At 70.6% G+C, this 11,113-nt stretch carries 10 protein-coding genes; 7 read left to right on the top strand and 3 right to left on the bottom strand.

What is annotated here, in order from left to right; genetic code table 11:
- Window positions 1–536: 536 nt before the first annotated feature.
- A complete protein-coding gene (locus HNR76_RS00675) occupies window positions 537–1,526 on the top strand; it encodes a fumarylacetoacetate hydrolase family protein (RefSeq protein WP_162310752.1) in 990 nt (329 codons plus the stop codon).
- Between the two features lie 136 nt (window positions 1,527–1,662).
- Complete coding sequence (gene maiA, locus HNR76_RS00680) at window positions 1,663–2,334, top strand: maleylacetoacetate isomerase (RefSeq protein WP_162310751.1); 672 nt, start codon at window positions 1,663–1,665, stop codon at window positions 2,332–2,334.
- Between the two features lie 45 nt (window positions 2,335–2,379).
- On the opposite strand, the gene HNR76_RS00685 is transcribed toward maiA, so the two are convergent.
- Complete coding sequence (locus tag HNR76_RS00685) at window positions 2,380–3,513, bottom strand: PilT/PilU family type 4a pilus ATPase (protein WP_162310750.1); 1,134 nt, start codon at window positions 3,511–3,513, stop codon at window positions 2,380–2,382.
- A gap of 105 nt (window positions 3,514–3,618) precedes the next feature.
- Here HNR76_RS00685 and HNR76_RS00690 point away from each other — a divergent pair, with 105 nt between their 5' ends.
- The 5 genes from HNR76_RS00690 to HNR76_RS00710 all read left to right on the top strand — a co-directional run bounded on the left by HNR76_RS00690 (window position 3,619) and on the right by HNR76_RS00710 (window position 8,300).
- Entirely contained in the window at window positions 3,619–4,014 is a 396-nt protein-coding gene (locus HNR76_RS00690; protein ID WP_162310749.1) for a DUF4398 domain-containing protein, read from the top strand.
- Window positions 4,011–4,910: a hypothetical protein gene (locus HNR76_RS00695; RefSeq protein ID WP_183982042.1), complete on the top strand. Its 900-nt coding sequence runs from the start codon at window positions 4,011–4,013 to the stop codon at window positions 4,908–4,910. Before HNR76_RS00690 ends, HNR76_RS00695 begins: the two co-directional genes overlap by 4 nt.
- A 373-nt stretch (window positions 4,911–5,283) precedes the next feature.
- The gene (locus HNR76_RS00700) at window positions 5,284–5,499 is read left to right on the top strand and encodes an HP1242/YdcH family protein (protein ID WP_162310748.1); all 216 of its coding nucleotides are present in this window, start codon (window positions 5,284–5,286) and stop codon (window positions 5,497–5,499) included.
- Window positions 5,500–5,681: 182 nt separating this feature from the next.
- On the top strand, window positions 5,682–7,058 hold the full coding sequence (locus HNR76_RS00705; RefSeq protein WP_162310747.1) for a pyridoxal-phosphate dependent enzyme: 1,377 nt from the start codon (window positions 5,682–5,684) through the stop codon (window positions 7,056–7,058).
- A gap of 63 nt (window positions 7,059–7,121) precedes the next feature.
- Window positions 7,122–8,300 (top strand): cystathionine gamma-synthase, encoded by a 1,179-nt coding sequence (locus HNR76_RS00710; protein ID WP_162310746.1) that lies wholly within the window; start codon window positions 7,122–7,124, stop codon window positions 8,298–8,300.
- Between the two features lie 55 nt (window positions 8,301–8,355).
- On the opposite strand, the gene HNR76_RS00715 is transcribed toward HNR76_RS00710, so the two are convergent.
- Together HNR76_RS00715 and HNR76_RS00720 are read right to left on the bottom strand one after the other, a co-directional pair.
- Complete coding sequence (locus tag HNR76_RS00715; RefSeq protein WP_162310745.1) at window positions 8,356–8,895, bottom strand: hypothetical protein; 540 nt, start codon at window positions 8,893–8,895, stop codon at window positions 8,356–8,358.
- A 22-nt stretch (window positions 8,896–8,917) separates the two neighbouring features.
- Window positions 8,918–11,107 carry a secretin N-terminal domain-containing protein gene (locus HNR76_RS00720; RefSeq protein WP_162310744.1) on the bottom strand — a complete coding sequence of 730 codons (2,190 nt, stop codon included), beginning with the start codon at window positions 11,105–11,107 and terminating at the stop codon, window positions 8,918–8,920.
- Between the last annotated feature and the right edge of the window lie 6 nt (window positions 11,108–11,113).

Here is an 11,113-nt window from a genome sequence, read left to right on the forward strand (position 1 = left end):
GAAAACTCCGTGGCAACGTCCCGCAGGCGCATGCCTGCAGGCTGATCGGTATCGATCGGTGGCTCGGAGCGTTCCCGTGAACCGCGCTGCGAGAAGGGGACGACCGGCAGGTGCCGGTCCGATTGCATGGCGGAAGGCGTCGGAGTGAGACGGGCGCCGGACGGATCCGGCGCGGACCGGCCCCGGAGGGAAACGGACGGCCGCAGGCAATCAGGGCGCGGATTCTACGGGATAGCGCCCGCAAGCGCGAATCCCGTGGCCCCGGCCCCCGCGTGCGCGAGGGGTGCCATTCAGCAGCGGTCCTGCGCGCAGGCGGGTCTTGGCGCATGGTGCGGGAGCCGGATGGGACGGGGCGATCGGCATATCGTCCACTTGCCGTTCCTGGCTTCGGGACCGTGCGGGGCCATTCCCGGCTCCGCGGGCGGCTGGAGTCGGCGGCCGTCTGCAAGGTTTGTCGCCCGGAATGCGTTTCATATGAAACGAAGTCCGTGAATTCCGTACAATCGCCGTTCCAGCCCCCGGGAGCACACGCCGCGATGAAGCTCGCAACCCTCAAGGAAGGCGGCCGCGATGGCACCCTCGTGGCGGTCTCGCGCGACCTGGCCCGGGCCGTGCGCGCCACCGGCGTCGCCGCCACCCTGCAGCAGGCGCTGGACCAGTGGCAGCATGCCGCGCCGCGCCTGGATGCCCTGGCCCGGGCGCTGGAGGCCGGCACCGCGGCGGAGGCCTTCGACCTGGACGTCCACGCCCTGGCCGCGCCGCTGCCGCGCGCCTACGAGTTCGTCGACGGCAGCGCCTACCTGCCGCACGTGGAGCGCGTGCGCCGTGCCCGCGGCGCCCAGGTGCCGGAGAGCTTCTACACCGACCCGCTGATGTACCAGGCCACCAGCGCCGGGTTCCTCGGCCCCCGCGAGCCGGTGCGCGCGATCAGCGAGGACCACGGCATCGACCTGGAGGCCGAGATCGTGGTGGTCACCGACGACGTGCCGATGGCGGTGACGCCGGAGCAGGCCGCCGGACATATCCAGTTGGTCGGTCTGGTCAATGACGTCTCCCTGCGCAACCTGATCCCGGGCGAACTGGCCAAGGGCTTCGGCTTCCTCCAGTCCAAGCCGCGCTCGGCGCTGTCGCCGGTGTTCGCCACCCCCGACGAACTGGGCGAGGACTGGCGCGGCAACAAGCTGCACCTGCCGCTGCTGACCCACGTCAACGGGCGATGGTTCGGCGCGCCGGAGGCCGGCGAGGACATGCAGTTCGACTTCGCCCGGCTCGTCGCCCACGCCGCCCGGACCCGGCCGCTGGCCGCCGGCACGCTGGTGGGCTCGGGCACCATCGCCAACCAGGACGTGTCCCGCGGCGCCTCGTGCTTCGCCGAGCGGCGCACGGTGGAGGCGCTGCGCGACGGCGCGCCGAGCACCCCGTTCCTGAAGTTCGGCGACACGGTGCGCATCGAGATGCTGGACCGCGCCGGGCGCAGCCTGTTCGGCGCGATCGAGCAGCGGATCGAGCGCCAGCCGCTGCCGTAGCAGTCACCGGCGGCGGGCGTGCCGGTGCATGGAGAGGCCGGCTTCGACCGCCGCCCAGGCGTCATTGCCGGCCCGTATCGCCGGCCGGGGCCGGCTCCTACAATCGTGTCGTGAAGGCCAGGGCAGAGAGTGCGCGATGTCGACCGAACTCCAGCTCTATACCTACTGGCGCTCCAGCGCCGCCTATCGCGTGCGCATCGGCCTCGGCCTCAAGGGGCTGGAGTGCGTGCAGCAGCCGGTGCACCTGCTTGAGGGCGGCGGCCGCCAGCACGCGCCCGACTACGCCGCGCTCAACCCCCAGCACCTGGTGCCGGTGCTGATGCACGGCCGCCGCGCGGTGCGGCAGTCGCTGGCGATCCTCGAATACCTGGACGAGGCCTGGCCCGACCGCGAGCCGCTGTTGCCGGACAGCGCCCGCGACCGCGGCCGCGTCCGCGCGCTGGCGCAATTGGTGGCCTGCGACGTGCACCCGCTCAACAACCTGCGCGTGCTGCAGTTCTTCGAGCGGCAATGGAACGTGCCGCGGGACGAGCGCGACGACTGGGTGCGGCACTGGATCGGGGAGGGCATGGGCGCGTTCGAGGCGCTGGTCGCGGACGATCCGTCCACCGGCGAGTTCTGCCATGGCGACGCGCCCGGCCTGGCCGACTGCTGCCTGGTGCCGCAGTTGTACAACGCGCGCCGCCATGGCATGGACGTGGCGGCCTGGCCGACGCTGGCGCGGATCGAGCGGGCCTGCCTGGCGCTGCCCGCGTTCCGTGCCGCCGCGCCCGAGGCGCAGCCGGACGCCCCGCCGCAGGTGGCGTGATGCCCGCCGGCCCGGCATTCGCCGGGACGGTGGCCCGGGCGGCCTTCAGCCGAAGCCGTGGGTGATGGACGGCGAGGCCGGGGCGTTGAGATCGGCGTAGGGGTCGTGCTCGCCGTCGGCGCCTTCGGACAGGCGGAACTTCAGCGCCAGGCCGTCGCGCGAGTCGGCCGCGCGCAGCGCCTCCTCCTGCTCGATCTGGCCTTGCTTGACCATCCGGAACAGGCACTGGTCGAAGGTCTGCATGCCTTCCTCCAGCGAGGCCTCCATCGCCTGCTTGATCTCGTGCACCTGGCCGCGGCGCAGCAGGTCGCGGATCAGCGGGGTGTTGATCAGCACCTCGCTGGCCGGCAGGCGGCGCTCGTCCATGCCCTTGACCAGGCGCAGCGAGACCACCGCGCGCAGGTTCAGCGCCAGGTTCATCAGGATGTTCTTGTGCGCGCTCTCTGGGAAGAAGTTGAGGATGCGCTCGATGGTCTGGTCGGCGTTGTTGGAGTGCAGCGTGGCCAGGCACAGGTGGCCGGTCTCGGCGAAGGCGATGGCCGCCTCCATGGTGGTGGCGTCCAGGATCTCGCCGATCAGGATCACGTCCGGCGCCTCGCGCATGGCGTTCTTCAGCGCGTTGTGGAAGGCGTGGGTGTCCAGGCCCACCTCGCGCTGGTTGACGATCGACTTCTTGTGCCGGTGCAGGTACTCGATCGGGTCCTCGATGGTGAGGATGTGGCCGGTGATGTTGCTGTTGCGGTGGTCGATCATCGAGGCCAGCGCGGTGGACTTGCCCGAGCCGGTGGAGCCGACCAGCAGCACCAGCCCGCGCGGGGTCATGATGATGTCCTTGAGCACCTGCGGCAGGTTCAGCTCCTCGATGGAGGGGATCGCGCTGCGGATGGCGCGGATCACCATGCCGACCTCGCCGCGCTGCTTGAACACGTTGACCCGGAAGCGCCCGGAGTCCTGCAGGGCGATGGCCATGTTCATCTCCAGGTCGCGCTCGAACTGCGGCACCTGGCCCTCGTCCATCAGCGAGTAGGCGATCTTCTTCACCATCCCCGGCGGCAGGCCGGTATTGCCCAGCGGGTAGAGCTTGCCCTCGATCTTGATGTAGACCGGCGCCCCGGTGGTCAGGAACATGTCCGAGGCGTTCTTCTCGGTCATCAGCTTCAGGAAGTAGCCGATATCCATTACGCGACGATCCCCACGTGTTTGAATGGTCCGCAACCGCGGCGTTGCATGCGCGGCGCCGGCTTCCGACAATGGCCGCGACCTTCCGGATGCGGCCTTCCCCAAATGAACGATCCTAGCTTCGCACACTTCCGGCGACGCCTGTATGCGCTGGCGGTCGCTTCGGTGCTGTCGGTCACGGCCCAGGCCCAGGCCCTGCCCGAGGTGCAGCGCGCCGAGCAGGCGGTCATGCAGGCCCAGCAGGCCGATGCCGACCACTACGCGCCCGACCTGATCGGTGCGGCCCGGCAGGCGCTGGTCCAGGCCCAGGCCGGGGCCGCCTCGCGCAGCCGCACCGACCGCCGCCAGGCCGCCGCGCTGGCCGAGCGCGCCGCCGCCGATGCCGACCTGGCCCGGGTGCGCAGCGAGCAGGCCCGTGCCGAATCCGCGCTGCGCCAGCGCCAGGGCGAGATCGCCGAGCTGCGGCAGCGGCTGGGCCTGGACGGGGAGGGCGCGCCATGAGGCCCCTTTCGATGTCGGCCCGGGCACTGGCGCTGGCCGCCGGCCTGCTGTGGCTGGCCGCACCCCCGGCCCGGGCGGCCGAGGATGCCGAGGCCTCGCGGCTGCAGGCGCGGCTGGCCGCGCTCCAGGGCGACCCGGTGCAGGCGCGGCTGGGCATCTACGAGCGGCTGGACGCGCAGCAGGCCGTCGCCGCCCTGGCCAAGGCCCGCCGCGCCGAGCGCGCCGACGCGCTGTACCTGGCCGAGCGCCGGGTGGAGATTGCCGAGATCGCCGCCGGCAACGAGGCCGCCCAGCGCGAACTGGTCCGCCTGGACATGCAGCGCAGCGAACTGCTGCTGGAGGCCAGCCGGCGCGAGGCCGAGCGTGCACGCCGCGAGAGCGAGCGCCTGCGCATCCAGGCCCAGATCCAGGCCGAGGAGGCCGAGCGCCTGCGCATGGCCGCCGAGGCCGAGGCCGCCGCCCGCAGCGAGGTCGAGGAAGCGCTGGGCAAGGCCACCGGCCGCCAGACCGCGCAACTGAGCGCGGCCCGGCGCAAGGAGGCCGAACTGGCCCGGCAGGAGGCCGAGCTGGTTTCCGGCAAGAAGCTGCCGCCGTCCCGCTTCGAGGGCCAGGGCGAGGTCTTCGTCCTGCCGGGCGATGCCTACGGGCCCGGCAAGGCGGCGCTGAGCGCGTCCGGCAAGTCGGCGGCGTCCGCGCTGGCCGTGTACCTGCAGATCGGCAAGCGCGGAGTGCGGATTGCCGCATGGGACAACGACGCCAAGACCGCCCAGGCGCGTGCGGCGGCGTTGCGCGACGCCCTGGTGGAGGGCGGCGTGCCGGCCGCGCGGATCAAGGCCGAGGGCCGGCGCGGCGCGGCCACGGCCAAGCGCTCGGCCGAGGTGACGCTGGCGCCATAGGGGCGTTCCGGCGGGATCGGCGGGCGCGTTCCGGCCTCGGTCTCGTGCTGTCATGGGACCTCCACGGCCGCCGGTCGCAAATCGGCGCAAGGCGGCTTGCCGCTGCCCATCGGGTGGAGTAGGGTCGATTCTCCAGAGGGTGCTTCTGCCCTTTGGACGACCGGAGCCACTGCCGATGCAGCCATCCGTTCCGCCAGAGGAGACCGCCGCCGGGTTTCGCACCCCGACCGGCGGTGTCCGCCAGAGTGGAAGCGCATCGGACCCGTTCCGTCCCGACAACGCCCCGGCCGCAAGGTCCGGGGCGTTCGTTTTTCCGCCGGCCAGGCTGGCCGGACCACGTGGAATGGACGCGCCACTCCCAGGAGGTGCATACATGTTCGAAGGGCAACCGCAGGACCAGATCGATGCGCTGATGAAGCGAGACCCCGAGTTCAAGCAGCTCTACCAGCGGCACCGCCTGCTGGACAAGAAGGTGATGGACGCCGAGCTCGGCGTGCTGCCGATCGACACCAACACCCTCGGCCAGATGAAGCGCGAGAAACTGGTCGCCAAGCAGCGCCTGCTGCGCATCTACGACCGCGACCACTGACGGCCCGGCGGCCTCCCGCCGCGGGCGGCGGTGGCGGCTTCGTGCGCCGCGCCGCCGCCGCCCGTGCCGCGTTCCGGCGCACGCCGCCGCGGCCGTGGCGGCCCCTACCTGACGCCGACGCCGCTTCCGGCGGATAATCCAGGTTCCGCTGCGTCCGCGCGGCACCGCCACCCGGAGCGATGATGGCCCCGCATGCCTCCGTGCTCGAACTGATCGGGCGCACGCCCATGGTCAAGGCCCGGCGCCTGGACACCGGCGTCTGCGAGCTCTACCTCAAGCTGGAGAACGCCAACCCCGGCGGTTCGATCAAGGACCGCATCGGCCTGGCGATGATCGAGGCCGCCGAGCGGCGCGGCGAACTCGCGCCGGGCGCCACCCTGGTGGAAGGCACGGCCGGCAACACCGGCATCGGCCTGGCCCTGGTGGCGCAGCAGAAGGGCTACAAGCTGATCCTGGTGGTGCCGGACAAGATGAGCCGGGAGAAGATATTCAACCTCCAGGCCATGGGCGCGCAGGTGGTGCTGACCCGCTCGGACGTGGGCAAGGGCCACCCGGACTACTACCACGACCTGGCCGCGGCCATCGCCGCGCGCACGCCCGGCGCCTACTTCGTCAACCAGTTCGGCAACCCGGACAACCCCGCCGCGCACGAGGCCGGCACCGGGCCGGAGATCGTCGAGCAGATGGGTGCGGTGGGCGGGTTCGACGCGATCGTCTTCGGCTGCGGCAGCGCCGGCACCATGACCGGCCTGTCGCGCTGCTTCGCGCGGATGGCGCCGCAGGTGGAGCTGGTGCTGGCCGACCCGGCCGGCTCGATCCTGGCCCAGTACGTCAACGAGGGCACGCTCAGCGACCACCTGGGCAGTTGGATGGTGGAAGGCATCGGCGAGGACTTCCTGCCGTCCATCGCCGACTTCGGCCGGGTGAAGAAGGCCTATTCCATCACCGACGCGGAGAGCTTCCACGCCGCGCGCGAACTGCTGGCCAGGGAAGGCATCCTCGGCGGCTCCTCCACCGGCACCCTGCTGGCCGCGGCGCTGAAGTACTGCCGCGAGCAGGCCGCGCCGAAGAAGGTCGTGGTACTGGTGCCGGACACCGGCAACAAGTACCTGTCGAAGATGTACAACGACGACTGGATGCTGGACAACGGCTTCCTGGAGCGCCCGCGCCACGGCGACCTGCGTGACCTGATCCTGCGCCCGCACAGCCGCAACGACACCATCGTGGTCGGTCCGGACGACCTGCTGGTCACCGCCTACCAGCGGATGAAGCTGTACGACGTCTCCCAGTTGCCGGTGATGGAGGACGGGCAACTGGCCGGCATCGTCGACGAGAGCGACGTGCTGCTGCACGTCTACGGCGACGAGGCCCGCTTCCGAGACCCGGTGCGCACCGCCATGGTCAGCAAGCTCGACCGCCTGGACGTGAACTCGCCGATCGAGGCGCTGCTGCCGGTGTTCGACCGCGGCCAGGTGGCCATCGTGACCGACGGCGAGCGCTTCCTCGGCCTGATCACCCGCATCGACCTGCTCAATTACCTGCGGCGGCGGGTGCAGTAGGGCGCATCGCCTTCCCGGCAAGCCGCAATCGCATCCGTATCCCAGACCATCATCGAGGAATCCATGGCCGAACACGCGCCTGCCGAAGACCGTCCGCTCTCGTTCGCCACCTTGGCCATCCACGGCGGGCAGTCGCCCGATCCCTCCACCGGCGCGGTGATGCCGCCCATCTACGCCACTTCGACCTACGCGCAGAGCAGCCCTGGCGAGCACCAGGGCTTCGAGTACTCGCGCACCCACAATCCCACCCGCTTCGCCTGGGAGCGCTGCGTGGCCGCGCTGGAGGGCGGCAGCCGCGGCTTCGCCTTCGCCTCGGGCCTGGCCGCCACCTCGACCGTGCTGGAACTGCTGGACAGCGGCGATCACGTGCTGGCGATGGACGACCTGTACGGCGGCAGCTACCGCCTGTTCGAGCGCGTGCGCCGGCGCAGCGCGGGGCTGGACTTCGGCTTCGTCGACATGACCGACCTGGCCGCGTTCGAGGCCGCGATCACGCCCAGGACGCGCCTGGTCTGGATCGAGACCCCGACCAACCCGATGCTCAAGATCGTCGACATCGCCGCCGTGGCCGCGATCGCGCGCAGGCGCGGCCTGCTGGTGGCGGTGGACAACACCTTCGCCTCGCCCGCGCTGCAGCGCCCGCTGGAACTGGGCGCGCACCTGGCGGTGCATTCGGCCACCAAGTACCTCAACGGGCATTCGGACATGGTCGGTGGCGCGGTGGTGGCCGGCGATGCCGACCTGGGCGAGCGCATCGCCTTCCTGCAGAACGCGGTCGGCGCGGTGCAGGGCCCCTTCGACAGCTTCCTGGCCCTGCGCGGCGCCAAGACCCTGCCGCTGCGCATGCGCGCGCACTGCGACAATGCGCAGGCCCTGGCGGAGTGGCTGCAGGCGCATCCCGCCGTGGAGAAGGTGATCTATCCGGGGCTGGCCTCGCACCCGCAGCATGCGCTGGCAGGGCGGCAGATGCAGGGTTTCGGCGGCATCGTCTCGGTGGTGCTGAAGGGCGGCTTCGAGGCCGCCAAGCGCTTCTGCGAGCGTACCGAGCTGTTCACCCTGGCCGAATCGCTGGGCGGCGTGGAAAGCCTGCTCAACCATCCGGCGGTGATGACCCACGCCTCGGTGCCGGTGGAGCGGCGCGAGCGGCTGGGGCTGAGCGATGCGCTGGTGCGGCTGAGCGTGGGGATCGAGGACGTGGCGGACCTGCGCGCCGATCTGGATCGGGCGCTGGCTTCCGCGTAGGCAAGCCCTCCGGTGTGCCTTCCTCCTCCGGCGGCGCGATGCTCCGGGCGGTGTGTCAGCCGCCCTTGGCTTCGGTGAGCAGCTTGCAGGGGACGGCGATCCCGTCGTGTCCGGCGGTGCCCAGCGTGTCCCAGTAGAAGGCGCAGGCCAGCAGGTTCTCCGGCGTGCTCTTGCGGCCGGAGGTGGTGTTCACCATGACCTGCGGCTGGCCGACGATCTGGTCCAGGCGGCTGCGGTCCACCGCCGACTCGGGCACCTCCACCACGCCGCTGCCATCGAGCTCGAACACTTTCTTGCCCAGTTCGATCATGCCCAGCTCGTTCGGCGTGAGGGTGGCCTCGGGCGCCGGGTCTCCGCCGTAGACCACTTCCACGCGCACGCTCTCGCCGCTGGCCTTGAGCTTCTGCTCGGCGGCCGGAGACAGCGTCACCTCCACCTTGAGTGCGGCCACTTCCTTGGGCGGCGCCGGAGCCTGTTCCTGGGCGGCTGGAATGCCGGTTTCTTCCGCAATGGCGTCGTCGTCCGCTTCGCGGCGGGCGCAACCGGAGGCGACGAGGCCGAGCAACAGGCAAAGGGCGAGGGTCTTGGTGTTCATGGCGTGCTTGGAAGGCCGGGTGTCAGGGGCGTGACGGAGCGTAGGACGGCGGGAGTGCCGCGGGCGTGGAGCGAGGAAGCATGGGCGCGGGTACCGGATAGGGCGGCGGTTGCGGCGCCAATGCCTGATCCAGGTCGAGCAGGTCGAAGCGCTCGATCACCGCCTGGCTCAGCTCGGTCGCGCGGTCGTCGGTCTCGACGATGTAGGGCACGATGATGAGGACCAGTTCGGTGCGGTTCTTCTTGATCGACTTGTTCTTGAACAGGCTGCCCAGCACCGGCACGTCCTTGAGCAGGGGAATGCCCGAGTCGCTGTTGGTGGTGCGGTCGGAGATCAGGCCGGCCATGACCACCGAGCCGCCGTCGCGCAGGGTGAGCGAGGTGTTGAGGCTGCGATTGAAGATCGAGGGCGAGTTGGCGGTCGCGCCGTCGTCCAGGGGCAGCGCCTCGCTCACTTCCTGGCTGATGTCCAGGTCGATGCGGTCGTCGGAGTAGACGGTGGGCTTGATGCTCAGGATGATGCCGGTCTTGCGGTACTGGATGGACTGCAGCAGGTTGGTGTTGCCATCGGTCTGCTGGTTGGAGGTGGTGGTCATGGTCACCGTCGGCACCTCGGTGCCGACGTCGATGTTGGCCTCGCTGCCGCTCTTCACCAGCAGCCGCGGGGTGGACAGGATGCTGACCCGGTTGTCGTTGGCGAAGGCGGTCAAGGCCACCCGGTTCTGGCCGGCCACGTCGAGCAGGTAGGTCAGGCCGTTGCCGGACGCGCCCGGAGACGCCCCGCCCGACCCGGTGCCCTTCCAGATGCTGCCGTCGAACCGCCCGAACCCGCCCTTGGCGAACCAGCTCAGGCCGTATTCGTTGTCGTCGTTGAGGGTGACCTCGGCGATGGTGACCTCGATCATCACCTGGCGCGGGGCCCGGTCCATCTGCTTGATCAATGTCAGCAGACGCTCCCATTGCGCCGGATCGCCCTGGTAGATCAGGGCGTTGCGGGGTTCGTCGACCATGATGCCGGAGGTGGCGATCGGGCTGCGGGAGGGCGCACGCGCCGGAGTTGCGCCGCCCGCGTTCGGGTCGGTTGCGCTTGTCGCCGCCGCATTCGTGCTCTGCTCCTGGCTGCGGATGCTGGAGGTGAGGACATCGGCGATGTCCTTGGCCTTGGTGTTGCGCACCTGGTAATAGAACATCGACTGGGTGCCGGCGTGCTGGCTCGGCCGGTCCAGTTCGCGCGCCCAGGCCACCGCGTAGTCCATCGTCTCCTGGCTGGCGGCGAACACGATCACCGAGTTGGCCGCCGCGATCGGCAGCACGATCACGCTGGAGGGCGATCCGGCCGTGCGGTTGGCGCTGTAGCCCTGCAGGTTGAGTACGTCGGTCAGGCGCGCGGACAACTCGTCGGCCGTGAGGAACGCCGGTTCCAGGCGGGTGCTGATGCGGCCGCGCATCAGCGGGCGGTCGAACACGCGCAGCGCCTCGATGGCCTGGCGCACCTGGCTGGGGCGGCCATTGATGAGGATCGCGTTGCGCGCGGTCTCCTCGGTGACCTTGAGTTCCGAGCCGAACAGGGTGTTGAGCCAGCGCACCGCGTCGCCGCTGCGGATGACCTCCAGTTCGATCATCTGGAACACCGGGCGATGGCTCATCGGGACGCTGGGCAGCGCCTTGCCGCTGATCACCAGCGGGGGCACGGCCGAGCCGCCCTTCGGCGCCAGGCGCAGGTTCACCAGCCGGCCTTCCACGCTCACCGCCACGCCGTATTCGGCCAGCACCTGGCGGGTGAGGTTGAACAGCTCGGCCGGCCTGAGGTTGTCGGCGCTGTTGAGGGTCACCAGTTCCTGCAGCGAGGCCACCTGCGGCTCGATGTTGACGCTCAGGCCCAGGATGTTGCCGAACACCTCGTTGGCCAGCACCGGCACCGGCAGGTCCTGCACGTTGACGCTCACCGGAGTGTTGCCCAGCGGCGGAAGCGCATCGCCGCTGTCCAGGCTGGCGGTCGCCGAACTGGACATCTCCACCCGCGGGGTGACCGTCTGGGTCAGCTCGGTGGGGGCCAAGCGGTTGCCCACCGGCTCGGCGTCGAGCGAGGCGGCGGGCTTGGCGGGCAGCGCCAGCGGCGGCGGCACCGTGACCTTCTGCGACGTGCTGGCGCAACCGGCGAGGAGGGTGATGGCGAAGACGGCCAGGCCGATCGCACTGCGTGACGGGATCATCGGGCT

Source organism: Pseudoxanthomonas broegbernensis, assembly GCF_014202435.1.
Taxonomy (GTDB): domain Bacteria; phylum Pseudomonadota; class Gammaproteobacteria; order Xanthomonadales; family Xanthomonadaceae; genus Pseudoxanthomonas; species Pseudoxanthomonas broegbernensis.

What these genes read in the sequence shown, in the direction of transcription:
- HNR76_RS00675 (WP_162310752.1), top strand. Translation starts at nt 537, where the DNA reads ATGAAGCTCGCAACCCTCAAGGAAGGCGGCCGCGATGGCACCCTCGTG.
- maiA (WP_162310751.1), top strand. Translation starts at nt 1,663, where the DNA reads ATGTCGACCGAACTCCAGCTCTATACCTACTGGCGCTCCAGCGCCGCC.
- HNR76_RS00685 (WP_162310750.1), bottom strand. Translation starts at nt 3,513, where the DNA reads ATGGATATCGGCTACTTCCTGAAGCTGATGACCGAGAAGAACGCCTCG.
- HNR76_RS00690 (WP_162310749.1), top strand. Translation starts at nt 3,619, where the DNA reads ATGAACGATCCTAGCTTCGCACACTTCCGGCGACGCCTGTATGCGCTG.
- HNR76_RS00695 (WP_183982042.1), top strand. Translation starts at nt 4,011, where the DNA reads ATGAGGCCCCTTTCGATGTCGGCCCGGGCACTGGCGCTGGCCGCCGGC.
- HNR76_RS00700 (WP_162310748.1), top strand. Translation starts at nt 5,284, where the DNA reads ATGTTCGAAGGGCAACCGCAGGACCAGATCGATGCGCTGATGAAGCGA.
- HNR76_RS00705 (WP_162310747.1), top strand. Translation starts at nt 5,682, where the DNA reads ATGGCCCCGCATGCCTCCGTGCTCGAACTGATCGGGCGCACGCCCATG.
- HNR76_RS00710 (WP_162310746.1), top strand. Translation starts at nt 7,122, where the DNA reads ATGGCCGAACACGCGCCTGCCGAAGACCGTCCGCTCTCGTTCGCCACC.
- HNR76_RS00715 (WP_162310745.1), bottom strand. Translation starts at nt 8,895, where the DNA reads ATGAACACCAAGACCCTCGCCCTTTGCCTGTTGCTCGGCCTCGTCGCC.
- HNR76_RS00720 (WP_162310744.1), bottom strand. Translation starts at nt 11,107, where the DNA reads ATGATCCCGTCACGCAGTGCGATCGGCCTGGCCGTCTTCGCCATCACC.